Consider the following 24,228-nt stretch of genomic DNA (forward strand, 5'->3'; position numbering starts at 1 on the left):
CCGCCTGCTCAGGTGAACGATCAGACGTCGAAGCTATAGGTTCGAGGGTGTCACATCACACGCTGGCGATGTCGGCGGCGAGCTCACGCACTTCGTCGGAGAAGCGCCGGCGCCCCAGGTTCGCGAGGACGACGTCCTCGGTGAGCCACGACGACGCGGACACCTCGAGGAGGCTGGACAGTGCCGTTGCCGCAGCGGCCTGCTTGGCCTTGGACGTGATGCGGTCCCGCGCCCGCAACTCGGCGGAGAAGATCGCGAGCATCTCCAGACGCACCTCCCGGCGCAGCGCCTCGATCGACAGACTCCATCCGGGCGACCGCACGAAGTAGACCAGCGACGCCGCCCGGTGGGCGTCGGTCCACTCGAGAACCGAGATGATCACGTCGCCGAGCGAGGCGTCGGGATCGGCGTCGATCTCCGTGCGCAGTTGGGTGAGCATCTGATCGGCGAAGATCCGCAGTCCGCCGAGGAGTACCTCCTCCTTGGAGGGATAGTGGTAATACACTGCCGCCGAGGTCATCTGCGCCTCAGCGGCGATGTCGGCGACGGTGACGTCCTCGATCGACCGCATCGAGTACAGGTGCATCGCCGCCTCGACGACGACGTCGCGTCGAGACGGCCGGTGCGCGGCCCGCTTCGCGCCGCTGCCGCCACTCGGAGCGCTCGCCGACGCGCGCCCGGCGTTGCGTCGGCCGGAAGTGCTTCGTCCTGAGGGATTCTTGCCCGCCATGCGATAGATCATGACAGCATCGGGGGCTGCCACGGGCTGTGCCATCCTGATGGCACGCCGTGAACGGAACCGGGAGGTCTGCGCCACGGCGGATCGGAACGGGGAGCACGGCGAGGAGGACGTATGGCGAGATCGAGGCGAGACAACGCCCGGCCGGCCGACGGCATGTCGGAGTCGGACGCCGACTGGCTCGGCTGGGATTCGACCCCGGCTGCCGACGACATCGCACTGGCGGCCGCGGACCCGGGGGCGGGCAGCGGCCCACAGGAGGACGTCGATCCTGACGCCGCACCCGACATCTCGCCGATGGAACACGAGGCCGGCGCCGAGGGCGCACCGCCGGACTCACCGGTCCAGAACGGATCGGGCGCAGGCAACGGCACGACCGCGCACCGTCCGTCGCGGCGGCATCTCATCGTGAAGGCCGCGGTTCGCGTGTTCTCGCGAAAGGGGTTCGCGGAGGCCTCCATCCAGGAGATCGCCACCGAGGCGGGAATGGTCCCGACCGCGGTCTACTATCACTTCGCCAGCAAAGAGGAGCTCTTCGAGAGCGCACTCGGCTATGCGATGGACGCGAGTTCGGCCGCGGCGCAGTCGGCTCGACCGGACGATGTGTCCGCGAGCGCGGACTCGTTCAAGGACGTCGTCGCCGCGGTCTGGGACTGGACCGCCGAGCACCCCAATTCCGCCCGCATGCTGTTCCTGCAGATGGCCGGCGGCGCGACCCCCGGGACCCGGCTGCTGACGAAGGAGTACGAGGAACGGCACATCCGACGTGCGTTCGACTACTTCCCGGCCGGTGAGGACCCGCCCAACCGGCGTGCGGCCACCGCACAGCACGCGGCGCGCACCCTCCGGGTCCGGACGATGATCGCGATGACCATCGCCATCCAACCCCTGCGTATCGAGGGTGGGCCGCTGTCGGACATCCCGGTACCCAGTCTGCGCACCGCGACGACCGACGTCTGCACCAAGATGATCGAAGGCCGCTGACCCGAGCCGAGCCCGTCGAGTAACTTTAATTCCGAAACAGTTACTCCGATGCAGGTTGGACTCGAACATGCGCATCCTCGCGATCACCGGCGGCCACTCCTTCGACCGAGCCGCCTTCGCCGATCTCCTCGACGCCCTTCCCGGTGAGGTCACCTGGCGCGAACATCCCGACGCCGCGATCGGGCCCGACGACCTCGCCGACCACGACGTGTCCCTTCACTACGACATGCCGGGCACCCTGCCCGAACCGTACGACCCGCCGGAGTCGTTGCGGGACTGTCTGCGCGCGGCCCGCGAGACGGGGCACGGATACGTCGTCCTGCATCATGCGATCGCGAGCTGGGCCAACTGGGACGAGTGGTCGGAGTTCGTCGGCGGCCGCTACCTGTACCAGCCCGGAACCGTGCGCGGGGCACCGCGCCCCGACTCCGGCTATCGGCATGCGGTGGAGCAGCGGATCACCATCGAGGACAGCACCCACCCGGTGACCGCGGACCTGCCGGCACATCTCGACCTCGTCGACGAGACCTATCTCTGCGAGGTGTTCGAGGACTCCGTGACGCCGTTGCTGCGGACGAACGCACCGATGACCGACGACGTGCACTTCTCCACCGCACTGGCCATGTCCGGGCGGCGGGATGAACGGGAGGGGTGGCAGCACGCCGAGGGATCGTCGCTGGTCGGCTGGTGTCGCACCAACGGTGCATCCCGCCTGGTCTACCTCCAGCCCGGCGATACCGCGGCCACTCTCGCCCACCCGGACTATCGGTCCCTGATCGCCAACTCGCTCCGGTGGGCAGCCCGCTCCATCTGAACTTTTTTTACAGCGAATACAGTTCGATGTGTTGCCGCTCACTCTCGGTGCTACAGTTAGTGAATACGCTGCCAAGTAAGAGGCGCGCCAGCCCCACCGAGGAGAACCCGATGCGTCAGATCCAGCATCCGATGAGTCGAGCCATCTACGAATTCGACGAGGACTTCAACGTCCTCGTGACCACCAAGGACGGCAAGACCGGCACCTTCGACCCCGAAGGCCGGTATCTGCACGGCGAAGTGAAATCCGTTGACCCGGAGATGGCCCGCTGGGTCGGTCTCGGTCCGCGCGAGCCCGTCCCCATCACCCAGAACCGTCGCTTCATGGGCGCTGCCAAGCTCCTGGAGAAGATGCAGGCGGACCGACTCGCCGACGAAGCCCGCAGCAATCGCCTGGCCGAAGGAGGCAAATTGTGACCGAGATCGACACACGCACCCCCGGATCGTCGGCATCCGACGACGAGCAGGCCGACTACGTCGCCAGCTACCAGCGACTGCTCGACACCGACACCCACCCGGTCCCGCAGGTCCTGCGGGAGGAGACCCACGACCTCTACGAGGATCAGAACTTCATCCCGGTCTCGCGGTACATCAGCCGCAAGTATCACGAGCTCGAGCGAGATCGTATGTGGTACAAGGTCTGGCAGATGGCGTGTCGTAAAGAGGAGATCCCCGAGCCCGGCGACACGCACATCTATGAGATCTGCGACAAGTCGATCCTCGTCGTGCGCGGCAAGGACATGTCCATCCGCGCGTTCTACAACTCGTGCCTGCACCGCGGCCGGATGCTCCGCGAGGAGAGCGGTCCCGCGGGCAACGACCTGCGTTGTCCGTTCCACGGCTTCTGCTGGAACCTGGACGGATCGCTGAAATCCATGACGTGCGAATGGGATTTCCCCCACGTCGACAAGGATGCAATGAACCTTCCGCAGGTCAAGGTCGACACCTGGGGCGGCTTCGTCTTCATCAACATGGACCCGCAGTCGGAGTCGCTTGCCAGCTTCCTCGGCGACCTGGGCAAGCACTTCGAGGCCTGGCCGCTGGAGGATCGCTACATCCAGGCGCACGTCGCGAAGGTCATCGACGCGAACTGGAAGATCGCCCAGGAGGCGTTCTCGGAGGCCTTCCACGTCATCACCACCCACCCGCAACGTGTTGTGGGAACGGGGGATTCGAACAGCCAGTACGACTCGTGGGGCAACTTCAACCGCGGGATCACCGCCAACGGCGTGCCCAGCCCGCACATCAAGTTCACCCCGAGCGAGCAGGAGATGTTCGACTCGATGGTGGATGCGCGCATCGACGAGGACCCGATGGTCACCCTGCCCGACGGTGTCACCGCGCGCGAGATGTCCGGCCTGCTCGCCCGCGAGGGGCTCCGCGAGGTCATCGGTGATGTGAAGGCGGACAACATGTCCGACGCCGAGTCACTCGACAGCATCTACTACACGGTGTTCCCGAACTTCCATCCGTGGGGTGCTTACCAGCGCATCGTCTACCGGTTCCGGCCGAACGGCGACGACCACAACACGTCGATCATGGACGTCTACCTGCTGGCGCCGTTCACCGGGCCGCGTCCGCCGGCCGCGAAGGTGCAGTGGCTGACGCCCGAACAGACCTGGATCGACGCCACGGTCCTCGGCAGCTCGGCCCGCGTGTTCGACCAGGACGCGTACAACATGCCGAAGGTGCACCGCGGCCTGAAGACCACCACTCAGAAGTACCTGCCGATGGCGGCGTACCAGGAACTCAAGATCCGCCACATGCACCACCTGCTCGCGAAGTGGGTGGGCGAGGAAGTCGACTGATCCCCCCGTCGTCGATGATCTCGACTCGGCGCTGCGACTTCGAATGAAGCCGCAGCGCCGACTTCGTCTGTACCCGTCGACTGTGCACTCGCCGCTGGTTGAGCTGCCCCCGCTGGTTGAGCTGCCCCCCGCTAATTGAGCTGCCCCCGCTGGTTGAGCTTGTCGAAACCACTCCCTGCTGATCGGCATGATGGTGGGTGTGTTGATGCTGACGCTCGTGCTCGTCGTCGGGGCCGCGGCGGCCGGGTGCGCGATGACGGCGGCGTACGTCTACCTGCGGCCCGGTGACGACCATGTGCGCACCGAACGGCTCGCCCGGCGGTGGCTGATCGTGACGGCGGTCCTCGGTGTCACCGCGCTCTGCCTGCGATTCGGGTGGCTGTTGCTGAGTTGAGATCCAGTACGTAGGCCACGCAGCGCAAAATGCGGGATCCGTGTCGGAAACCGTTACGTATCCCTCACTCTGTTCTGCTGAGGCATACGATGCCGAGCAGTACCCGACCCACGGATTCGGAGTCATGATGCGACTGGGACTACACGCTCTGGGCATCGGGACCGGGGCACGCCGCGACATCATCGACGCCGTGGCCCGCGAAGCCGAGGCACGTGGTTTCCGCACACTGTGGTGCGGCGAGCATGTTGTGATGGTCGACGACCCGGCGTCGCCGTACCCGTACACCCCCGACGAGAAGATCGCGGTTCCCGCCGAAGCGGACTGGCTCGACCCGACGATCGCCCTCTCCTTCGCCGCCGCGGCCACCACCACGATCCGGCTCGCCACCGGGGTGCTGCTGCTCCCCGAACACAACCCGATCATCATGGCCAAACAGGCCGCGTCGCTCGACCTTCTCAGCGGGGGACGACTGACCCTTGGCGTGGGGATCGGTTGGTCCCGTGAGGAATTCGACGCACTGGGGGTGCCGTTCGCCCGACGAGGTGCCCGGACCGATGCCTACGTCGAGGCGATGCGCGCGCTCTGGCGGGACGAGATCGTCACACATCGCTCGGAATTCGCTGCCTTCGAGAGCATCCGGGGCAATCCGAAACCGGCGGCGGGCCGGATTCCGCTTGTCGTGGGCGGCAACAGTGATCAGGCGTTGCGCCGGGTCGTCGGCTGGGGTGATGGCTGGTACGGATTCAACCTCGACGACGTCGACGCGGTGGCTGATCGGATCCGCACGATCGACCGGTTCCGCCAGGAGAGCGGACGCGACCGTTCCGATCTCGACATCGCGGTCGCGCTGCGGAATCCGGTTCCCGCTGACCGCGCCGGTCTCGACGCTCTCGGCGTCGACGAACTGGTGCTGGTGGAGTCACCGCCCGCGGATTCCGATGCGGTGCCGGGATGGTTGGACGAGCTGGCGGACCGCTGGGCGGTCTGAGGCGGACGGAACTAGCGCGACCACCGTTCCGGCTCCTCACGCAACAGACGCGCACGCCCCTTGCGGCGATAGCGGTAGATCTGGACCGCGCCCAGCCCCCAGAGCATGAACTGCGCCGACATCGCCCAGGTGAACGCCTCCGGCGGATATCCCTGGACCCCGTCCGGGGTTCGCCAGTCGAGGATGAGACCGATGAGCCCTGCGAGGATCAAGCTGGCAATGAACCCCGCCTGGTTGATGATTCCGGTGGCCGTGCCCGCCCGCGATGCCGGATTGGAGGTGCGGCCGACATCGAAACCGATCATCGACGCCGGACCGCCCATTCCACAGACCACCACCAGGAGCACGAGGAGCGCGAACGGCGCACCGCCGGACCACGCCAGTACCACCGTCCAGGTGGCCGCGATTCCGGCGAGCACCGCCAACACCAGCGTCGACCTGTGCCACGGCCACCGGGTGATCAGCCACGCGAAGATCGGGCCGAACGCCATGATGGCGAACACCATGATCGTCAGGAGCAGACCCGCCGCACCGGCGCTCATCCCCTCGCCCTCGACGAAGAAGGGGTAGCCCCACAACAGGCCCAGGACGGTGGCGCTGAAGTGGGTCGAGAAGTGCATCCAGAAACCCAGCCGGGTGCCGGGGTGATCCCACGACTCGCGAAGGTTTCGCCGGATTCCGGCCAACCCGAGCATCGGTCCCGGCACCGACCGGACCGTCGCGGAATCGCGCACGACGACCAGTGCGACCACGAGCAGAACGGCGCCGATCCCAGCGGTGGCCAGGTACGCGCGACTCCATCCGAAGGTGGACAGTGCCCAGGTCATCGGTATGGCGGCCGTGACCGCGCCGAGTTGGCCGAGCACGCCGGTGAGCTGCGTGATCAGCGGGATCCGCCGCGCCGGGAACCAGCTCGTCACCAGTCGCAGGACACACACGAAGGTCATGGCGTCGCCCACCCCGACGAAGAACCGCGACGACAGCGCCCACGTGTAGTTGTCCGCGAACGCGAAGCTGATCTGGGCAAGCGTGAGAATCAGCGTTCCGCTGAGGAGTACCCGACGCGGACCGAACCGGTCGACGACGAGCCCGACCGGCACCTGCATCAGCGCGTACACCAGCAGCTGGAGCACGACGAAAGTCGACAACTGCGAAGCGCTGATCTCGAAACGCTCGGCAGCCAGCAGGCCGGCAACGGCCAATGAGGAGCGCTGCAGCACCGCAACGAAGTAGACCGCGACCCCGACGACCCAGATGGTCATCGCCTGCCGCGAACTGACCGGCGAGGTCATCGTTGGGCCTCGCCGTCCGGTCCCACCGACAAAACTCTTTCGATCACCTAACTATTGTCCGGTACGGGGTGTGGGACCTTGTCCGGGCCCCGCTTTGAGCGCGATCAAGACTCTAGAGTGAGGTATCTGTACCGGAAACCGAGACGAATCCCGCACTCTGCGCGGTCGACTACCCCCGCGCCATGTCCACGAACCGACTCAGATGTAGCTGGTGCGCAACGGTAATGGTGGCAGTGGGCCCATTACGGTGCTTGCCGACGATGATGTCGGCCTCGCCCGCGCGCGGGTCGTCACGCTCGATGGAGTCGGGGCGGTGCAGCAGGATGACCATGTCGGCGTCCTGCTCCAGCGAGCCGGACTCACGGAGGTCCGACACCTGGGGCTTCTTGTCGGTACGTTGCTCCGGACCACGGTTGAGCTGACTGATCGCGATCACCGGGACCTCGAGTTCCTTCGCCAGCAGCTTCAACTGGCGGGAGAACTCCGACACCTCCTGCTGCCGGGACTCGACCTTCTTACCCGACGTCATCAGCTGCATGTAGTCCACCGCAACGACTTTCAGGTCGTGTCGCTGCTTGAGACGGCGCGCCTTGGCGCGGATCTCCATCATCGTGAGGTTGGGTGAGTCGTCGATGAAGAACGGCGCCTCCGAGATCTCACCCATTCGACGTGCGAGCCGTGTCCAGTCGTCGTCGCTCATGGTGCCGGCACGCATGTCGGCGAGCTTGATCTTCGCCTCCGCCGACAGTAGGCGCATGACGATCTCGGTCTTGCTCATCTCCAGCGAGAACATGGCGGCGGTCAGACCGTGTCCGATGGCCGCGGAGCGCAGGAAGTCCATCGCCAGGGTCGAGTTGTGCGTCGGGACCATCGCTTCACCCGCGAGATACAGGTGGTCGGCGTTGTCGACCTGGACGCAGCGCACCGGGACCGGGTCGACGGGGCGAACGGCGACGACGCGTCGGACACCGGCCCGGCGACGCAGCTCCTTGTGCCGAATCGCCTTGTGGTGCACGGTGAACACGTCTTCGTCGGCGTCGACGCGCAACCACCCCGTGGCCGACCGCTTGTAGTTGAAACCGAGCCCTGCCACGAGGTCGGCGACGACCGCCGTCATGTGCCGCGTCGCGGCGGGCACGGTGATCCAGCCGTCGTCGTCCACCGAGGCACGGGCATCCAGCAACCCCGCGAGCAGGGCACGACGCTGCGCGATCGAACCACGGAGATACTCGTACGGAATCCGGCCACCGAGGTCCGCCATCAGCGTCATGACGTCGACCGGGCCCTCCGCGTCGATGCGCATGCTGATCTCGGGATCGTCGAAGGCCATCCCGGCCAGCGCCGCCACCGTGTACGGGCCGTACGCGAACCGCTTGCGCGGCAACTCGAGCGGCGCGGTGTTGCGCACGACCGCGCAGCCGACGTGCGCCCGCAGGCCGGCGGTCGTGATGACCCGCCGCTCGCCGTCGATCTCGGCCGCCCACTGGTGTTGCTCGTCGGCGACGATCGTCGCGCCGTCGTTGAATTCGATTTCGTAGCAGGGCCGTTCGGTCATCACCTCGGTGGCGGCGACGACCCGGGTGGGCCGGCCGTGGGCATCGAGCAGGAGATCGCCGACCCCGACCTTGCCCATCGTGGTCCAGCCGGTGGGCGTCGGCAGCGGGGTGTCGAGCGCGAGCGCCTTGCCGACACCAGGACGTGCGGCGACGATGATCATCTGACCGGGGTGGAGCCCGTTGGTGAGCTTGTCGAAATCGGCGAAGCCGGTCGGGACACCGAGCGAGATGCCGCCTCGCGACGCGATGGAGTCGATCTCGTCCATCGTCGGCTGCAAGAGATCCTCGAGCGGGACATAGTCCTCGGCGGTGCGCTTCTCGGTGACCTCGTACACCTCGGCCTGGGCGCGGTCGACCACCTCGGCGACATCCTGCCCGTCGGCGCCGGCATAGCCGTACTGGACGATGCGTGTGCCGGCCTCCACGAGTCGACGCAGCAATGCCTTCTCGGCGACGATCTCGGCGTAGTAGCCGGCGTTCGCGGCGGTGGGCACCGTGGAGATCAGCGTGTGCAGGTACGGCGCACCACCGATGCGCTTGAGCTCGCCCGCCCGCTCGAGTTCCGCGGCGACCGTCACCGCGTCGGCGGGCTCGCCTTTCGAGTACAGGGTGAGGATCGCCTCGAAGACCGCCTGATGGGCCGGACGGTAGAAGTCGCCGGTGCGGATCTTCTCGACGACGTCGGCGACCGCGTCCTTGGACAGCAACATGCCACCGAGCACCGATTGCTCGGCGGCGAGGTCCTGCGGGGGCTGCCTACCGAAGTCCTCGGCGGGGATCTCGTCTTCCCGGCCTCGCCCTCCGGCGGCGGGGCCGCGCCCGCGGTCATCCACAACAGCCACGCGTGTCAAACCTCTCGCAACGTTCGATCCCACCCGACATCGAATGAGTACGACTCTGAGTCTGGTGTCGGCCCCGGTAGGCCACGTCGCGAGTCCCCGGTGTCGACGTCGTGTTCTGGTCAGTCTCTTCCTATCGGGTGGCACCGACAGCCAAGTGTCGTGTGCGCCGAGACGGGCGGAGACGCTGAGGCGTGACACTAGGACGTCTGCGACCGCTACTCAAACCGACCTGTTGACGGATCTGGGGAACACTTGTGGACGGTGTGTGAGTTGCGCGGGGACGAGTTGTGCAGCCTTTGTGGACAACCTGAGGAATCAGGGTGTGAACAACACAGTTTTAGCAGGTCAGCGCCCTCACTAATTTCCACAATCAAGTAATTGGAAATCGTTTGGACTTCTTCGGCGCGTCGTCTTGCGGGCGTGTTGCGGACACCTGTTCAACTCCCCGTGGCGAATATTCGGGTGAACATCCGGTGTGGTCTGCGTTACACCTGGCCAGACGGGCGGGCGACGCCGCTTCGCACGATTCTGCGGCGATCGCCGAACGACGCCCCTTCGGGTGTGATGCAATGTCGATCGTGTCGAGGTTGGGGTTGAGGTCCGTCGTCGTCCGTCGTGCGGTCACCGTGCTGGCGGCCGTGACCGCTGCCGCCGGGCTGGCGGTGGCCCCGCCGACGTCCGCCGCGCCAGGCCCCTCGATGCCCCTCGAGTTCGATCTGTCGCGTTATCAGCCGGTCGCCCCCACGACCTTCCGATCGCTGGCCTATGTCGACAACGGACGGTCTTTCTTCACCACCGGTAGGTGGGTGTGCGAGATCGGTCCCGGCTACCGTTACGTCGGCTGCGCGGGCCGTCCCGCGACCGCCCCGCCGAACGCGACCGGCGCGGTGATCTCCGATGATCAGCAGGGCCCGTGGTGGGCGCGTGCCGATCAGACCTACCGGTTCGGCCCGGAGAGCGGCTTCCGGCCACCGGTCCTCGGTGTCGGCAAACGGGTCACCATCGAAGGCGTCACGTGCACCGTGCCCCGTCGCGACACCGTCGCCTGCCGCACCGGCGACCGCGCTCTCATCTTCACGCCCGCCTGGCACAAGTTCTTCTTCCCGTCCTGGGACACCCTCGGTCCGGGCAACAACGCGGTCGACCACAGCGCCAACCCGGCACCGCAGTACCTTCCGCCGCGACTGCAGTACTGGAACCAGCTGCCGGCCAGTCCGCCTGCGCCGAAATAGGGGCTCAGCGGAGGCGCTCAACAGACACGACAAGGCCGGGTGGAGGATCTCCACCCGGCCTTGTGTATGTAGAACGCTGAGGTCAGCTCGCGGCGACGACGGCGAGCTGGACGGTCGCCGAGACCTGCGGGTGCAGGTTGACGACGACCGGGTAGCTACCGGTGGCCTTGATGTGCCCCTTGGGCAGCTCGACGCTGCGCTTGTCGAGGGTCGGACCGCCCGCGGTCTTGATGGCACCGGCGACGTCTGCCGCGGTGACCGAACCGAAGAGCTTGCCCGAGTCGTGGGTCTTCACGTCCAGCGAGACGTCGGCGAGGCCCTCGAGGGCCTGCTTCAGCTCGTTGGCGTGCTCGAGACCGCGGACCTCGCGGGCCTCCTGTGCCCGACGGATGCCTTCGACCTGCTTCTCGGCGCCGCGGGTGGCCTTGATGGCCAGGCCGCGGGGCAGCAGGTAGTTGCGGCCGTAGCCGTCCTTGACCACGACGATGTCGCCGGCTTCGCCGAGGTTCTCCACGGCGGCGGTGAGGATGAGCTTCATGTCAACTGATCCTTCCGCTTATCGGCTGGTCGAGGTGAAGGGCAGCAGGGCCACCTCACGCGAGTTCTTCACTGCCACAGCGACGTCGCGCTGATGCTGCACGCAGTTACCGGTCACGCGACGCGACCGGATCTTGCCCCGGTCGGACAGGAAACGACGCAGCAGCGCGGTGTCCTTGTAGTCGATGACGGCCTTCTTGTCCTTGCAGAAGCTGCACGCCTTGGTCTTGGTGACCTTCTCGACGCGAGGCTTCCGGCTCGGCTTTGCCTTTGCCATGTGTGTGTTGCTCCAGTCAATGCTGTCGGGGACGGTCGCTGCCGTTCCCGGGCTGTTCGGGGCGGATCATCGTGCCCCGACCGATATCAGAAAGGTGGTTCGTCGTCCCCGCCGCCGAACGATCCCCCGCTGTTGCTGGCAGGCGCGCTGCCCCAGGGATCGTCGGCAACCTGCTGGTTCGAACCACCGCCGCGGCCACCGCCGCCGCCCGATCCGAATCCACCGCCGCCACCGCCACCGCCGCGCGAGGCCCGATTGACCTTGGCGGTGGCGTAGCGCAGCGAGGGGCCGATCTCGTCGACCTCGAGTTCCACGACCGTGCGTCGTTCACCCTCTTTGGTTTCGTAGGACCGCTGCTTGAGCCGTCCCTGCACGATCACCCGGGAGCCCTTGGTCAGGCTTTCGGTCACGTTCTCCGCGGCGTCGCGCCAGATGTTGCAGCGGAGGAACAGCGCTTCGCCGTCCTTCCACTCGTTGGTCTGGCGGTCGAAGGTTCGCGGGGTGGAAGCCACCGTGAAGTTGGCAACCGCTGCGCCGGACGGCGTGAACCGCAATTCCGGGTCGGCGGTCAGATTGCCGATGACGGTGATGACCGTGTCGCCTGCCATGTGTGTTTCCCCTCGGGTCGTTGGTGGGCACTCGCTGATCGACATGCACCGGATTCTGGGCTCAACCCTAGAACCCGGTACCGACGTCTTCACACGATCAAGAAACCCTGTGGATTACTTCCGCAGGACCTTGGTGCGCAGAACCGACTCGTTCAGCTTCAGCTGACGATCGAGCTCGGAGACCGTGGCGGGCTCGGCATTGAGATCGATGACGGCGTAGATGCCCTCGTTGTGCTTGAGGATCTCGTAGGCGAGTCGGCGCTTGCCCCAGATGTCGACGCCGTCCACCGAACCGCCGTCCTTACGGACAACGTTGAGGAAAGTATCGAGTGAGGGTGCGACGGTGCGCTCGTCCAGATTCGGATCGAGGATGACCATCAATTCGTAGTGACGCATAAGACCACATCACCTCCTATGGGCTAGGTCGGCCACGGACTGTCCGTGGCAGGAGGGTCGCCTGCGTCGGCAACCGGTCCAAGATACATGACCTGCCCGTTCGCAGAGAAATCCGTGGTCGCGGGCCGCCTCGGCGACACATCATGGGACCACCTACGCTGTTGCCCATGTCGGAGCGGCGGACAACCCCGGGCCGGTGGTCGGCGCGGCTCTCCGGCCGTGGTGAGACGGCCGTGATCGTCCTCGTCTCGGTGTTGGCGACAGCCGCGACGATGTTCTGGAGTTTCCAGGCGAAGCTGCGGTGCGGCGGCGCCCCGTTCGATGCACTCGGACGTAGCGACAACTGGCCGACCGGCGATCCGGACGCGGTGATCCCCTGCTACTCGGACCTGATGTATCTCTGGCTCGGTCGCGACATCAACACCCACGTCTTTCCCTACATCCACGGTGGGATCACATCGGACGGCACCCTGTTCGGTGGCGTCGTCGAATATCCGGTCCTCTCCGGCGTGCTCATGTTCGCCGGTGCGGTCGGCGCCGACACCGACACCGAGTTCTTCACCCAGTCCGCGCTCCTGTTGGCGCCGTTCGGTTTCGCGATCACCGTGCTGCTCGCATCGATGGTGCGCTGGTGGGCGTTGCTCTGGGCCGCAACACCTCCGCTGGTGCTGTACTCCTTCCACAACTGGGAACTCCCGGTCGTTGCCACCGCCGTCGGGGCCGTCGCCGTGATGGCACGGGGCGCGTCGGTCCACCCCGTAACCCGTGGACGACGACTGCCGCTTCGTACGAGCGCGGTGATCGCGGCGGTTCTGCTCGCGATCGGATTCTGCCTCAAGCTCTACCCGGGGATCTTCGTATTACCTTTGGCGGCATACGTTCTCACCCGCGGAGCCGGCGGAGCGCGCATGGTCGAACGACGACGAGACGCCCGCGGCGGTCTCGACTGGACGGGCGCCGGTTGGGTAGCGGGCGCTGCCGTCGTGACCGTGGTCGCGATCCAGTTGCCGTTCATGGTGCTCGGATTCGACGGGTGGAAGGCGGCGCTGTCGTTCCAGAGTCGACGACGAGCCGACGTCGACACCAATTCCATCTGGTACTGGGGGCTGCGCTATCTCACCGGGACCGGTGACACCTACCACTCGCTGGTCAGTGTGCTGTCGCCGCTGCTGATCCTCACGACGTTCGGGGTCGCGATGTACCTCGGGTGGCGCCGCTTCGACCGCGTCGACACCTTCCCCTGGATCGGCGTGAGCGGCGCGATGCTCGCGGGTTTCATGCTGTTCCACAAGGTCCACTCCCCGCAGTACACGCTCTGGATCCTGCCGTTCTTCGTTCTGATGAAGGTCCGGTGGTCGGTGATCCTGACGTATCTGCTCACCGACCTCGCCCTCGACCTGACGATTTTCCGGCTGTTCCCGATCCGCGATGCCGGCGAGCCGCTGCCGTGGTGGATCGTCACCGGCGTCGCCGGTTCGGTGTGGGTGCACGCCGCCCTGCTGGCCTACCTGATCGTGACCCTCCCGCGGACCCCGCTCCGGGAACCGTTGGCCTCCAGGGTGGCCGCACACGTGCACGATGCCACCGATCAGGGGTCCGCTGACGCACCCCGGCACCCGCCGCGAGACGCGATGGCGAGAGGCTCGTCATGAGTTCCTGGTTGGCGACCGGCCCCCTGGTGCACGGACGAGTCACGTTGCGACCGATCAGCATCGAGGACATCGGACCGTTGGCGCGCGTGGTCGACGACCCGACCCGATTCCGGTGGGTCCCCGGAGTGCCGACGGACGAGGACAGCGCCCGTCGGTTCGTCGACTCGGCGCTCCGGTCCCGGGTGGCGTTCGCCGTGGTCGACAACACCGACGGCAGTGTCGTCGGGTCGACGAGTTTCTACGACATCGACGAGGCCAACCGGGCCGCGTGCATCGGGTACACCTTCTACAGCGAACGCGTCCAGGGAACCGCGGTGAACCCCACCGCCAAGTTCCTGCTGATGCGCCATGCGTTCGAGGAGCGCGGCGCCGTCCGCCTCACCTGGCACACCCACGAGAACAACACTCAGTCCCGCGCCGCGATCACCAAACTGGGTGCCAACTTCGAGGGTCTGCTGCGCAAGCACCGCCGATTCGGCGACGGCTGGCGCACGACAGCCTTGTACGCGATGACCGACGACGAGTGGCCGTCGGCGAGAGATCGCCTGTTACAACGAATCTCTGTCTGAGGCCTAGGGATTCGCGGTGTGCTCGGGATGGCCCTGGGTGCGCCGGTCTTCCTTCATCCGCGCCTCGTGCACGTGTCGCTGGCCGTCGGTCAGGTCGGCTCGAACCCGGTTGACGTACTCACGCAACGGGCCCCAGTAGGTGTCGTCGAATTCCTCGACGACCTGGAATGTCCAGCGCCCCTCGAGAACGTTGCGACCCACCAACTCGGTGGACAACTCGTCGGCAAACTCCCCGTGTCCGGCCTTTCGTAATTCGTCCACTGCTTCGCCGAGCAGCAGATCGCCGCGTCCGATGAGTTGGTGGAACGAATAGAGGTGGCCGCGGGCGCGCTCGATGTACTCGAGCGCCTCCCCCACCTTGCCGACCGCTTCCGCGGTGTCGTCCGAGATGTGTGGTGCGGTATCCGACATGATCCGTCATTACCCACCGGAGCGGTCACCCAACCGTCAGTACTCCCCGTGGTAGGAGTGCCGGTAGCGATCGCCCTCGAGCGACGCCCTGATCTCACCGACCTCGCCTCCTAGTGCGGTGTTGATCTTGTGCCCCAGCCGCTCGAACTCCTCGTGTGCGGCAGCCGATCTGGAGGTGAGCGCGGCGAGCGTGGACAGCCAGCGGTGTACGGCGCGCAGGTCGTCCGTCGTCAACGGTCCCCTCACCCAGTTCTCGCGTTCCCACGTCTGTCGTTCCCATGCCTGCCACGGATGATCCCAGCCGCTCGGCGGCGAGATGGCGAAGAGGCCCCGCACGATGACGTCGTTGCGGTCGATGCCCGCATCCGCACGCCACCCGTCGACGACCTTCGAGTAGGCGACGTAGTCGGCCGCGGTCCACGTCGACTCGCGAAGGTCCCGCCAGCCGGCACGGCGCAGCGACCTGGCCACTTTGCTCTCGAGGACCGGACTCGGATGTTTCGGCTCCCCGGCGCCCGCGAAGTAGAGAAACCAGGTGAAACCGGCCGGACCCAGACGCTCGATCATGTTGCCGCCCTTGTCGGGCCGAAGCATTGCATACGCCGCGCCGGGCTCCTCGCGGCCCGTCTCGGCCGCGTCTCTCAGCAGCCCGCCGAGGTACTTCCGGTCAGCGGACACCGCGGCGATCCGCTTCTTGCCGTCGGAGGTGCGGCGGCCGAGACAGAACGCGACGACGTTCCACAGCAACGCAATCGCGTCGTCGGGCGAGTCGGTGGCCCGAGACCCCAGCGCGAACAGGTCTGCTCTGCTGATCTTGTTGCCGAGCAACGAATCCGGGAGTCCGTGTTCGGCGAGCGCGTCCGTCCACCACTGCCGGTCGACGGCGACGGTGTCGGAGTGCAGTTCGGCGGCCCGGTCGCCCGCCGAGAGCCAGTCGGTGAGATCGTCGGGGAGAGCGAGTGTGGTGTGCTTCATGGTCGTTTGGACGCAGCGGGGCCCGGTTCGGTTCCGTCGCGTTCGGTGACCGTCATCCGCCCACCGGGGCCGGTTCCCGAGGACCATCCGCGGTGCCGAGCGTCCTCGCCCGGCGGCCGATCCGGTCGGGAGCACCGTCGAGGACACCACCGGCCGGGTCGTCGTACCATCGGCCGTCGTTCCCGCGGCGGACGAGGTCGTCGCGCGGATGCCAGATCTGCCAGAGGACGACGGCACAGAGGACCAGCACCATCAGTCCGCGGAGCACGACGGCTGCGGTGAACCACTGGTCGGGAAGCCAGCGACGTTCGGCCTCGAGGAACAGACTCATCCGCGGCACCCAGATCAGGGCGTCGAGCGTCATCCAGGCCAGCAGCAGTCGAGTATGTGGAATGGCAAGCACGGCAAGCGGAACCAGCCACAGCGAGTACTGGGGACTCCACACCTTGTTCACCAGCAGGAAGCCCGCCACCGCGAGAAAGGTCAGTTGGGCCACGCGGGGTCGGTGCGGCGCGAGGATTCCGATCGCGGCCACCGCCGCGATCACGGCGACCGTCAGACCCACCGACAACGCGTTCAGATAACCGATGTTCCATGTGAAACCAGCCGAGTCGGCCACGATCCGGTAGATGGTGTCGGGGTCCGCCGACCGATCGCCGTTGAATCGGAAGAACTCCCACCACCCCGTCGGGTACGGGATCAGGATCGGCAGGTTGACCGCCAGCCAGGCGCCGATCGCCGTCGCAGCCGTGATCCCGAACTCGCGGACTCTCCCGCTGCGCAGACAGAGCGCACCCAGCACCACCAACAGGAGTGCGGGATACAGCTTCGCGGCCGCGCCGATCCCGATGAACAGGCCGGCCACCCAGAACTTCTCCCGCGACCAGGCCAGCAGGGCCACCGCGACGGCCGCGGTGGCGATGGCGTCGAAGTTGGTGAACGCGTGGACGACGACGAGGGGGGACAGCGCCACCAGCCATACCGTCCACATGCGGGTTCGCGCGGTGAGGGCCGTCGCCCAGACGGTCACGAGCCAGAACGCCGCCAACGCCAGGGCGGCGATGGTGAAGAACAGCACGACGTCGAGCGCGCCGGGGACACCCCAGTTGGCCTCGGCCCAGACCCAGCCCTGCGTCAGCTGCGCCGCGCCGTACATGAACATCCCGGTGACGACCGGATATTCCATGTACCGCTTGATGGTCTCGCCTTCGGAGCCCTCCTGGAACCAGAAGTCGCGGTAGGGCAGCGCTCCCCGGTTGAGGCGTTCCGCCCCGAACAGGCTGATCACGTCGGAGTAGCAGAGGTTGGTGAACTGACGCTGATCGTCCCAGTCGAGCCGCATCTCGGCGCTCGCGCCGGCGGCCCCGGAGTCGGCCGGCGCCTGTTGCAGGCACCCGGCCTTGCCGAACCAGCCGAGCGCGAGTCCGCACAACGCGAGCGCGAAGAGCACCCGCAGCGGAGTCAGATGCCGGCCGCGCCCGATGACGGCGTGCGCCCCGACCGGCCCACCGACGAGCGAACTCGCTTCTCGCACCAGACCGTCCGTGCGCGTCGGGAGGACGCGCGCGTCATCGACGCGCTGATCGATCGCCAGAGGTGCAGGGCTGTCCCAGACGGGTTCGGAGCCGCTCGCCGCGGAGTCGGCCGGGTCCGGGTCAGCCGATGGGCGGTTCAGGGACTCCTCCGCCACCGTCTCCACCGCCGGGTATGCCGCCGAGGTCGCCACCGTCGCCACCGCCGGCGTCGCCACCACCGTCGCCACCACCGGGGCTGTTCCCGCCGCCGGCGCCACCACCGCCGCCGTTGCGCGGAGCGCCCGGGATCGGGATCGTCACGCCTGGTGCGAGGGTGAGGTTGCCGTCACCGCCCTGGTCGGGGATGTCGAAGTTCGGTATGGAAGGCCCACGTCGGGGCTGCGACGGCGCGTACGTGGTGGCCGGCGCCTCGTACGGCACGCCGGCCACGCCGCCGACCGATTCCGGCTCGGGGAACTGCTTGATCTCCTTGCCCTCGAGCGCGGCATCCATCGCCGACTTCCAGATCGACGACGGCAGGCCGCTGCCGTAGATCGACGCGCCGTTGTAGTTCGTCAGGGCGGTGCCGTCGCTGGTGCCGACCCAGACCGCGGTCGACAGCTGCGGGGTGTACCCGACCATCCACGCGTCCTTGTTCTGCCCGGTGTCGCCGAGCTGGACGGTGCCGGTCTTGGCCGCCGACGGCCGCGAACCGAGCGAGGAGTCGTAGAGCGAGTTGCCGTTGGAGTACGCCGCCACCGGTTCGAGCGCCGCGCTGACGTTGTCGGCGACCTTCGCGGGGAAGACGCGCTTGCCCTCGGTCTTGCGCTCGTAGAGGACCTGCCCCTTGGCGTCGACGACCTTCTGGACGAAGTGCGGCTCGTGGTAGACACCCGAGGCCGCGAGCGTGGCGTAGGCCGAGGCCATGTCGATGACCCGGGACTGATACTGGCCCAGGACCACACCGCCCTCGGGCTCGCCGTTGGCCTCCTGCAGGGTGTGCTCGATGTTGCCGAAGGACTCGGCCACACCCGCGCGGTGCGCGGCGTCGGCGACCGCCCGGGCACCGCCGTCGAGGTCCATCATCAGGCGGTAGTACACCGTGTTGAGGGACATCTTCATCGCCGTCGCGAGGTTGCAGGTACCGCAGCTCTCACCGTCGGAGTTCTCGACGGTGAGTCCGCCGCTGGCCTGGAACGGCGCGGAGCTGTAGGTCTTCGACAACGGGATGTCCTGTTCGAGCGCCGCGACGAGCGCGAACACCTTGAACGACGACCCGGTCTGCAGGCCCGCCTGGGCGAGGTCCCAGCCGCCCGGGTTGTCGCCGCCGTAGTAACCGCGCACCCCGCCGGTCTGCGGATCGATGGATACCACCGACGCAAGCAGATCATCCGGTTCGCCGTTCAGCTCACCTTCGGGGCACTTGTAGATCCGGTTCTTGCGGCAGGCCGCCTGGACGACGCCGTTCTGGACCTGCGGGTCGATCGTGGTGCTGATCTTGAGACCGCCGGTCCGCAGTTGCTTGTCGGTGATGCCGATGCGGTTGAGCTCGGCGAGGACCTGTCGCTTGATGAGACCGTTGGGCCCGGGGGTCTCGTCGGAGTCGCTGACACGCGCCTTGACGGTCTTGGGGAAGATCGCGTTGTCGGCCTGCGCGCGGGTGATCGCACCGGTCGCGACCATGCCGTCGAGGACGTAACGCCAGCGCGCTTCGGTGACCTCACGGTTGGTATCCGGGTCGTAGTAGGACGGTGCGCGGATGACCGCCGACAGCAGCGCGGCCTCTTCGAAGGTGAGCGGGTTGCGCTCGGCGCGACGCTTGTCGGTGATCGACTTGTTGAAGAACTTCTGCGCGGCCACCGCGACGCCGTAGGCGCCCCGGCCGAAGTAGATCGTGTTGAGGTATGCCTCGAGGATTTTTTCCTTCGACCAGCCGTGCCGGTCGTTCATCTTCGCGGCGATCGCGAGCTCTTTGAACTTCCGGGAGTAGCTGACCTCGTCACCGACGATCGCGTTCTTGACGTACTGCTGCGTGATGGTCGAGCCACCGCCGGCGGTCTGGTTGCCGGTGATCTGACCGATGGCGGCGCGGGACAGGCCGCGGGGCGAGAAGCCGTTGTTTGTCCAGAACTCACGGTCCTCGGCGGCGACGATCGCCTGCTTCATCGTCTCGGGGATCTCGTCGAACGGGACGACCGTGCGGTTGCCGTCGGGCGAGGTGACGTCTGCGAGGGTCCGCCCGGACGTGTCGACGATGGTGGCCTTCTGGCTCACCTCCGGTTCGGGGATCTCGGCAGTGAAGTAGGTGGCCGCGAACGCGATGATGAGCACCAGCACGATCGCCGGGACGATGGCGCCCACGATCCCCAGCGCCCACGCGAACCGTCGGTGTCGTGTCGCTGTCTGACTTCTGTTCTGACCGCCGCCGCCCGGACCGGGTCGGACTCCGGTGCGTCGCGGCGTGGGCGAAGAACCACGTGCCTCGCTCATCGTCCACCTTCCTGCCGGGTCGCACGGACATTCGTCATCCGGCGAGCACGGTCAACTTCTCTGGCCTCGTGCCGCTCCACTGTGACAGCAGGCCACCGCCCCGGGCAAAAAACCGCAGGCCGGCGCGCTACTTGGCCACGCGTCGGGAGCGACGCGTGGTCTGCGGCGGCAGCCCGGCAACGTACGACTGGACCAGATGGTTCCAACTGCAGGTCCGGCACACCTCGACCACGTGCACCGAGAACTCCTCGGCGGTCGTCGCGAGCCGGGCGATCTCCTCGTTGCTGCGCGCCGACCCGCTCACCTGACCGAGCCGGTCGCCGAACACCCAGGAAACCAGCGTGACCTGCTCTTTTCGGCAGATCGGGCACATCGTGGTGCTGGGCCGACCATGGAATTTCGCGGCGCGCAGGAGATACGGGCTCGCATCGCAGACCTCGGCAACGGCGGTCCGGCCCGCGTGGACCGAGGACAGCCGAGCGCGCCGCTGCAGGGCGTAGTCGACGATCTGGCGTTGCACGGTTCTCAGGGTACGTGGTCTCTGCCGGGGCGTCGGGCCGACGGGGTCCGGCACGCGGGTCCGACGGACCCACACCCGGGATGGTCGATCGCCGCGTGGTGGCGTCGTCGCGTGTCCGTCCTCCCGCCGACCGACCGCTCGTGGACACAGTTATATCGGTGCGATACATTGGCAAACACATCGGAACGAGGTGTCGGCTCGTCAGAGCGTGCCGGCACATCGATCCGAGGAAGTAGTGACAGTCATCGGCAGGACCGCGAAGGGGGGTGGCGAAGTGCTCGAGTTGGCCATTCTCGGACTGCTTCTCGAATCCCCCATGCACGGCTATGAGCTGCGCAAGCGGCTCACCGGCCTGCTCGGCGCCTTCCGTGCGTTCTCGTACGGATCGCTCTACCCGACGCTGCGTCGCATGCAGGCCGACGGCCTCATCGACGAACCGGAGACGCCCCTGGGCGTGAAGGTGCGGCGTGGCCGGCGCGTCTACCAGCTCACCGACGCGGGCCGGGAACGGTTCGCGGAGTTGGTCGCCGACACCGGACCCCAGAACTACACCGACGACGGTTTCGGTGTGCATCTGGCGTTCTTCAGCCGGACCCCCGCGGTCGCGCGCATGCGCATCCTCGAGGGTCGCCGGCGGCAGGTCGAGGAGCGTCGAGAAGGGTTGCGGGAGATCGTCGGGCGGTCCAACCGGGCCGTCGACCGGTACACCCGTCAGCTGCATCAGCTCAGCCTCGAATCGAGCGAACGCGAGGTCCGCTGGCTCAACGAGCTGATCGCGGCCGAGAGCTCCCAGCAGGACGGGTCGCCGGACCCGTTCGACGACGATCTCGCCGACGGCGAACGGTCACCGTTCGATCCGGGGCGGCCCGCGGCCTCCACCGGACGAGCCGATGACGAACATCAAGACCCGGACTCGACGCCGAGCCGGGACGAACAGCTCGACGAACCCGAGCAACGGAAAACACCGGTTGCGCAGCGAACGACTGCGATGCCGCGAGAAGAAGGAGAACCCGACCATGGGTGAGCCCAATAAGGTGCGCGTTGCCATTGTGGGCGTAGGAAACTGCGCTTCATCCCTGGTGCAGGGCGTGCAGTACTACAAGGACGCCGACGAGAGCTCCACCGTTCCCGGCCTCATGCACGTGAAGTTCGGCCAGTACCACGTCCGCGACGTCGAGTTCGTCGCCGCGTTCGACGTCGACGCCAAGAAGGTCGGCTTCGACCTGTCCGACGCGATCTTCGCGAGCGAGAACAACACCATCAAGATCGCCGACGTGCCGCCGACCGGCGTCACCGTCCAGCGCGGCCACACCCTCGACGGCCTCGGCAAGTACTACCTCGAGACCATCACCGAGGCCGACGGCTCCGGTGTCGACATCGTCCAGGCCCTCAAGGACAACGAGGTCGACGTCCTCGTCAGCTACCTCCCGGTCGGCTCGGAGCAGGCCGACAAGTTCTACGCGCAGTGCTGCATCGACGCGGGCGTCGCGTTCGTCAACGCCCTGCCGGTGTTCATCGCCTCGGACCCCGAGTGGGCCCAGAAGTTCGCCGACGCCGGTGTCCCGATCGTCGGCGACGACATCAAGAGCCAGGTCGGCGCCACCATCACCCACCGTGTGATGGCGAAGCTGTTCGAGGATCGCGGCGTCACCCTCGACCGCACCTACCAGCTCAACGTCGGCGGCAACATGGACTTCAAGAACATGCTCGAGCGTGAGCGTCTGGAGTCCAAGAAGGTCTCCAAGACCCAGGCCGTCACCTCCAACCTGAACGGCCCGCTGGCCGGCAAGATCGCCGACAAGAACGTCCACATCGGCCCGTCGGACCACGTCGAGTGGCTCGACGACCGCAAGTGGGCCTACGTCCGCCTCGAGGGTCGCGCCTTCGGCGACGTGCCGCTGAACCTGGAGTACAAGCTCGAGGTCTGGGACTCTCCCAACTCGGCCGGCATCATCATCGACGCCGTGCGCGCCGCCAAGATCGCCAAGGACCGCGGTATCGGCGGACCGGTCATCCCGGCCTCGGCCTACCTGATGAAGTCCCCGCCGAAGCAGCTCGCCGACGACGTCGCGCGTCAGCAGCTCGAGGAGTTCATCATCGAGGCCTGAGCCTCGTAGTCGTATCGCATACAGCGGCGCGTCCTGATCCGATCAGGACGCGCCGCTGTTGTGTTCTGCCCCATGTGATTATCCGCCGCGCGCAATTACCCGAACTCGGTTGACGACAGATGTCGATCGGTTCTGGGCTCGGGATTCCCACTCGTTACAAGCGGGCCGCAATTCCCAAACTGCAGTCGCGGTCCGATCCAGTACCGGAGAATGCGACGGACATGATCCATCAGGGTTTCCGGTCCAGTTCGGAGGTGTGACTTGGGTTCGACGATCGTCAAAGGAATTGCGGCGCTCCTGGCCGTGGGGTCCATCGGCCTGGCGAGTCTGGTCTTGCCCGGCGAAGCGATCGCCGCGCCGTCGGCGACACCCGTGGTCACCGTTGTCGGAGGATGTGACGGAGCGAAGCAGGTCCGACCTCGTGATCTGTCGTCGATCTACTGCGGAGACGCCGGTGTCATAGTCACCCAGATCACGTGGCTGGGATGGACCGATGCGTGGGCCGCCGGCTACGGCACGATGCACCGCAAACTCTGCAAGCCGGACTGTGCGACCGGAGGGATCAAATCAACCCCGGTCGCAATCTGGCTTTTCGCTCCCGCCAGAGGTGAGTTCACACGGGTGTCGCTGTACACGTCGGTGACGAGCCCACCACAGACATATCGCCTGACCGGCTTTGTGCGCTGAGTGAACCCGTAGTGTCGTCCGAACGCAGTCTCCCCGCAAGCGCCAACCGACGGAAACCGCAGGTCATCCAACCAAATCAGTGACCCCGACAGACCCGTCACATAGAGTGTTGTCGATTGCTCCGAGTGGCCCGGGATCGGGCACATCGGACATCACGAGACCCCGTACCAACAGAAAGGCGCAAACCATGGGCGTGAGCCTGAGCAAGGGCGGAAACGTTTCGCTGAGCAAGGAGGCTCCGGGCCTGACTGCGGTCTCCGTCGGCCTCGGCTGGGACATCCGAAGCACCACCGGTACCGACTTCGACCTCGACGCCAGCGCCATCGCGCTCGGCGCGGACAAGAAAGTCCTCTCCGACCAGCACTTCATCTTCTTCAACAACCTGCGTTCGCCCGACGGCTCGATCGAGCACACCGGCGACAACCTGACCGGTGAGGGCGAGGGCGACGACGAGGTCATCAAGGTCGACCTCGCGGGCGTTCCGCCGAACGTCGACTCCATCGTCTTCCCCGTCTCGATCTACGACGCGGACGCACGGTCGCAGTCGTTCGGCCAGGTCCGCAACGCGTTCATCCGCGTCGTCAACCAGGCCGGCGGCGCCGAGATCGCCCGCTACGACCTCAGCGAGGATGCCTCCACCGAGACCGCGATGGTTTTCGGTGAGCTGTACCGTCATGGGTCGGAGTGGAAGTTCCGCGCGGTCGGCCAGGGCTACGCCTCGGGTCTCGCGGGCATCGCCCGCGACTTCGGTGTGAACGTCTGAGTCTCTCGTAGACTCCGGCTGTCCGCCTGAACGTGCTTGTGGATGCCGCACCCGTTGTCGAACGGGTGCGGCA

The 24,228-nt window shown here is 66.7% G+C and carries 25 protein-coding genes; 13 read left to right on the forward strand and 12 right to left on the reverse strand.

Translation table 11 applies throughout. The features are described 5' to 3' along the window. Positions 1-55: 55 nt before the first annotated feature. On the reverse strand, positions 56-763 hold the full coding sequence (locus ACFUEJ_RS00890) for a TetR/AcrR family transcriptional regulator (protein ID WP_238994969.1): 708 nt from the start codon (positions 761-763) through the stop codon (positions 56-58). A 90-nt stretch (positions 764-853) separates the two neighbouring features. Here ACFUEJ_RS00890 and ACFUEJ_RS00895 point away from each other — a divergent pair, with 90 nt between their 5' ends. From ACFUEJ_RS00895 to ACFUEJ_RS00920, 6 genes are all read left to right on the forward strand, one after another. Further along, positions 854-1,723: a TetR/AcrR family transcriptional regulator gene (locus tag ACFUEJ_RS00895; RefSeq protein ID WP_058252856.1), complete on the forward strand. Its 870-nt coding sequence runs from the start codon at positions 854-856 to the stop codon at positions 1,721-1,723. 67 nt (positions 1,724-1,790) lie between these two features. Then, complete coding sequence (locus tag ACFUEJ_RS00900; RefSeq protein WP_058252857.1) at positions 1,791-2,537, forward strand: ThuA domain-containing protein; 747 nt, start codon at positions 1,791-1,793, stop codon at positions 2,535-2,537. 110 nt (positions 2,538-2,647) lie between these two features. Continuing rightward, positions 2,648-2,953: a hypothetical protein gene (locus tag ACFUEJ_RS00905; RefSeq protein WP_058252858.1), complete on the forward strand. Its 306-nt coding sequence runs from the start codon at positions 2,648-2,650 to the stop codon at positions 2,951-2,953. After that, positions 2,950-4,344 (forward strand): SRPBCC family protein, encoded by a 1,395-nt coding sequence (locus tag ACFUEJ_RS00910; RefSeq protein ID WP_058252859.1) that lies wholly within the window; start codon positions 2,950-2,952, stop codon positions 4,342-4,344. Before ACFUEJ_RS00905 ends, ACFUEJ_RS00910 begins: the two co-directional genes overlap by 4 nt. A gap of 205 nt (positions 4,345-4,549) precedes the next feature. After that, positions 4,550-4,738: a hypothetical protein gene (locus ACFUEJ_RS00915; RefSeq protein ID WP_288813825.1), complete on the forward strand. Its 189-nt coding sequence runs from the start codon at positions 4,550-4,552 to the stop codon at positions 4,736-4,738. 127 nt (positions 4,739-4,865) lie between these two features. Beyond that, complete coding sequence (locus ACFUEJ_RS00920) at positions 4,866-5,726, forward strand: LLM class F420-dependent oxidoreductase (RefSeq protein ID WP_288813844.1); 861 nt, start codon at positions 4,866-4,868, stop codon at positions 5,724-5,726. Between the two features lie 11 nt (positions 5,727-5,737). On the opposite strand, the gene ACFUEJ_RS00925 is transcribed toward ACFUEJ_RS00920, so the two are convergent. Together ACFUEJ_RS00925 and dnaB are read right to left on the reverse strand one after the other, a co-directional pair. Next, on the reverse strand, positions 5,738-7,018 hold the full coding sequence (locus ACFUEJ_RS00925; RefSeq protein WP_288813823.1) for a nitrate/nitrite transporter: 1,281 nt from the start codon (positions 7,016-7,018) through the stop codon (positions 5,738-5,740). A 169-nt stretch (positions 7,019-7,187) separates the two neighbouring features. Next, positions 7,188-9,416: a replicative DNA helicase gene (gene dnaB / locus ACFUEJ_RS00930; RefSeq protein ID WP_065629486.1), complete on the reverse strand. Its 2,229-nt coding sequence runs from the start codon at positions 9,414-9,416 to the stop codon at positions 7,188-7,190. Between the two features lie 569 nt (positions 9,417-9,985). Between dnaB and ACFUEJ_RS00935 the strand changes: the two genes are divergently transcribed. Next, positions 9,986-10,648, forward strand: coding sequence for a hypothetical protein (locus ACFUEJ_RS00935; RefSeq protein ID WP_065629487.1), 663 nt, complete (start codon positions 9,986-9,988; stop codon positions 10,646-10,648). An 82-nt stretch (positions 10,649-10,730) separates the two neighbouring features. Here the strand turns inward: ACFUEJ_RS00935 and rplI are convergent, their stop codons facing one another. The 4 genes from rplI to rpsF all read right to left on the reverse strand — a co-directional run bounded on the left by rplI (position 10,731) and on the right by rpsF (position 12,466). Beyond that, the gene (rplI, locus tag ACFUEJ_RS00940; RefSeq protein ID WP_058252880.1) at positions 10,731-11,186 is read right to left on the reverse strand and encodes a 50S ribosomal protein L9; all 456 of its coding nucleotides are present in this window, start codon (positions 11,184-11,186) and stop codon (positions 10,731-10,733) included. An 18-nt stretch (positions 11,187-11,204) separates the two neighbouring features. Next, complete coding sequence (gene rpsR / locus ACFUEJ_RS00945; protein WP_004020662.1) at positions 11,205-11,462, reverse strand: 30S ribosomal protein S18; 258 nt, start codon at positions 11,460-11,462, stop codon at positions 11,205-11,207. 86 nt (positions 11,463-11,548) lie between these two features. Next, entirely contained in the window at positions 11,549-12,070 is a 522-nt protein-coding gene (locus ACFUEJ_RS00950; protein WP_058252881.1) for a single-stranded DNA-binding protein, read from the reverse strand. A 114-nt stretch (positions 12,071-12,184) separates the two neighbouring features. Further along, a complete protein-coding gene (rpsF, locus tag ACFUEJ_RS00955; protein ID WP_058252882.1) occupies positions 12,185-12,466 on the reverse strand; it encodes a 30S ribosomal protein S6 in 282 nt (93 codons plus the stop codon). 167 nt (positions 12,467-12,633) lie between these two features. Between rpsF and ACFUEJ_RS00960 the strand changes: the two genes are divergently transcribed. Further along, complete coding sequence (locus tag ACFUEJ_RS00960; RefSeq protein WP_388027024.1) at positions 12,634-14,118, forward strand: hypothetical protein; 1,485 nt, start codon at positions 12,634-12,636, stop codon at positions 14,116-14,118. Then, positions 14,115-14,687, forward strand: a complete 573-nt coding sequence (locus ACFUEJ_RS00965) for a GNAT family N-acetyltransferase (protein WP_254661172.1) — start codon at positions 14,115-14,117, stop codon at positions 14,685-14,687. The genes ACFUEJ_RS00960 and ACFUEJ_RS00965 overlap by 4 nt, the downstream gene beginning before the upstream one ends. Before the next feature lie 3 nt (positions 14,688-14,690). Here the strand turns inward: ACFUEJ_RS00965 and ACFUEJ_RS00970 are convergent, their stop codons facing one another. The 5 genes from ACFUEJ_RS00970 to ACFUEJ_RS00990 form a co-directional block, all read right to left on the reverse strand. Beyond that, complete coding sequence (locus tag ACFUEJ_RS00970) at positions 14,691-15,098, reverse strand: hypothetical protein (RefSeq protein ID WP_058252885.1); 408 nt, start codon at positions 15,096-15,098, stop codon at positions 14,691-14,693. 36 nt (positions 15,099-15,134) lie between these two features. Continuing rightward, positions 15,135-16,073: a hypothetical protein gene (locus tag ACFUEJ_RS00975; protein WP_058252886.1), complete on the reverse strand. Its 939-nt coding sequence runs from the start codon at positions 16,071-16,073 to the stop codon at positions 15,135-15,137. A 52-nt stretch (positions 16,074-16,125) separates the two neighbouring features. Then, the gene (locus ACFUEJ_RS00980) at positions 16,126-17,772 is read right to left on the reverse strand and encodes a glycosyltransferase family 87 protein (protein WP_388027287.1); all 1,647 of its coding nucleotides are present in this window, start codon (positions 17,770-17,772) and stop codon (positions 16,126-16,128) included. After that, the gene (locus ACFUEJ_RS00985; RefSeq protein WP_388027028.1) at positions 17,729-20,077 is read right to left on the reverse strand and encodes a transglycosylase domain-containing protein; all 2,349 of its coding nucleotides are present in this window, start codon (positions 20,075-20,077) and stop codon (positions 17,729-17,731) included. Before ACFUEJ_RS00985 ends, ACFUEJ_RS00980 begins: the two co-directional genes overlap by 44 nt. A 127-nt stretch (positions 20,078-20,204) precedes the next feature. Next, positions 20,205-20,597 carry a DUF5318 family protein gene (locus tag ACFUEJ_RS00990; protein WP_065629491.1) on the reverse strand — a complete coding sequence of 131 codons (393 nt, stop codon included), beginning with the start codon at positions 20,595-20,597 and terminating at the stop codon, positions 20,205-20,207. 274 nt (positions 20,598-20,871) lie between these two features. Here ACFUEJ_RS00990 and ACFUEJ_RS00995 point away from each other — a divergent pair, with 274 nt between their 5' ends. The 4 genes from ACFUEJ_RS00995 (at position 20,872) to ACFUEJ_RS01010 (ending at position 24,155) form a co-directional block, all read left to right on the forward strand. Further along, complete coding sequence (locus tag ACFUEJ_RS00995; protein WP_068972324.1) at positions 20,872-21,621, forward strand: PadR family transcriptional regulator; 750 nt, start codon at positions 20,872-20,874, stop codon at positions 21,619-21,621. Next, positions 21,614-22,705: an inositol-3-phosphate synthase gene (locus ACFUEJ_RS01000; RefSeq protein WP_065629492.1), complete on the forward strand. Its 1,092-nt coding sequence runs from the start codon at positions 21,614-21,616 to the stop codon at positions 22,703-22,705. The genes ACFUEJ_RS00995 and ACFUEJ_RS01000 overlap by 8 nt, the downstream gene beginning before the upstream one ends. 261 nt (positions 22,706-22,966) lie before the next feature. After that, entirely contained in the window at positions 22,967-23,392 is a 426-nt protein-coding gene (locus ACFUEJ_RS01005; RefSeq protein WP_265968618.1) for a hypothetical protein, read from the forward strand. Between the two features lie 187 nt (positions 23,393-23,579). Next, a complete protein-coding gene (locus ACFUEJ_RS01010) occupies positions 23,580-24,155 on the forward strand; it encodes a TerD family protein (protein WP_058252891.1) in 576 nt (191 codons plus the stop codon). Positions 24,156-24,228: the final 73 nt, after the last annotated feature.

Source organism: Gordonia sp. NPDC057258 (assembly GCF_042668985.1).
Taxonomy (GTDB): Bacteria; Actinomycetota; Actinomycetes; order Mycobacteriales; family Mycobacteriaceae; genus Gordonia; species Gordonia hongkongensis.

Coding starts and splice junctions, on each gene's coding strand:
- ACFUEJ_RS00895 (WP_058252856.1), top strand. CDS start 854: ATGGCGAGATCGAGGCGAGACAACGCCCGGCCGGCCGACGGCATGTCG.
- ACFUEJ_RS00900 (WP_058252857.1), top strand. CDS start 1,791: ATGCGCATCCTCGCGATCACCGGCGGCCACTCCTTCGACCGAGCCGCC.
- ACFUEJ_RS00905 (WP_058252858.1), top strand. CDS start 2,648: ATGCGTCAGATCCAGCATCCGATGAGTCGAGCCATCTACGAATTCGAC.
- ACFUEJ_RS00915 (WP_288813825.1), top strand. CDS start 4,550: ATGCTGACGCTCGTGCTCGTCGTCGGGGCCGCGGCGGCCGGGTGCGCG.
- ACFUEJ_RS00920 (WP_288813844.1), top strand. CDS start 4,866: ATGCGACTGGGACTACACGCTCTGGGCATCGGGACCGGGGCACGCCGC.
- ACFUEJ_RS00925 (WP_288813823.1), bottom strand. CDS start 7,018: ATGACCTCGCCGGTCAGTTCGCGGCAGGCGATGACCATCTGGGTCGTC.
- ACFUEJ_RS00935 (WP_065629487.1), top strand. CDS start 9,986: ATGTCGATCGTGTCGAGGTTGGGGTTGAGGTCCGTCGTCGTCCGTCGT.
- rplI (WP_058252880.1), bottom strand. CDS start 11,186: ATGAAGCTCATCCTCACCGCCGCCGTGGAGAACCTCGGCGAAGCCGGC.
- rpsR (WP_004020662.1), bottom strand. CDS start 11,462: ATGGCAAAGGCAAAGCCGAGCCGGAAGCCTCGCGTCGAGAAGGTCACC.
- ACFUEJ_RS00950 (WP_058252881.1), bottom strand. CDS start 12,070: ATGGCAGGCGACACGGTCATCACCGTCATCGGCAATCTGACCGCCGAC.
- rpsF (WP_058252882.1), bottom strand. CDS start 12,466: ATGCGTCACTACGAATTGATGGTCATCCTCGATCCGAATCTGGACGAG.
- ACFUEJ_RS00960 (WP_388027024.1), top strand. CDS start 12,634: ATGTCGGAGCGGCGGACAACCCCGGGCCGGTGGTCGGCGCGGCTCTCC.
- ACFUEJ_RS00965 (WP_254661172.1), top strand. CDS start 14,115: ATGAGTTCCTGGTTGGCGACCGGCCCCCTGGTGCACGGACGAGTCACG.
- ACFUEJ_RS00970 (WP_058252885.1), bottom strand. CDS start 15,098: ATGTCGGATACCGCACCACACATCTCGGACGACACCGCGGAAGCGGTC.
- ACFUEJ_RS00975 (WP_058252886.1), bottom strand. CDS start 16,073: ATGAAGCACACCACACTCGCTCTCCCCGACGATCTCACCGACTGGCTC.
- ACFUEJ_RS00985 (WP_388027028.1), bottom strand. CDS start 20,077: ATGAGCGAGGCACGTGGTTCTTCGCCCACGCCGCGACGCACCGGAGTC.
- ACFUEJ_RS01000 (WP_065629492.1), top strand. CDS start 21,614: ATGGGTGAGCCCAATAAGGTGCGCGTTGCCATTGTGGGCGTAGGAAAC.
- ACFUEJ_RS01010 (WP_058252891.1), top strand. CDS start 23,580: ATGGGCGTGAGCCTGAGCAAGGGCGGAAACGTTTCGCTGAGCAAGGAG.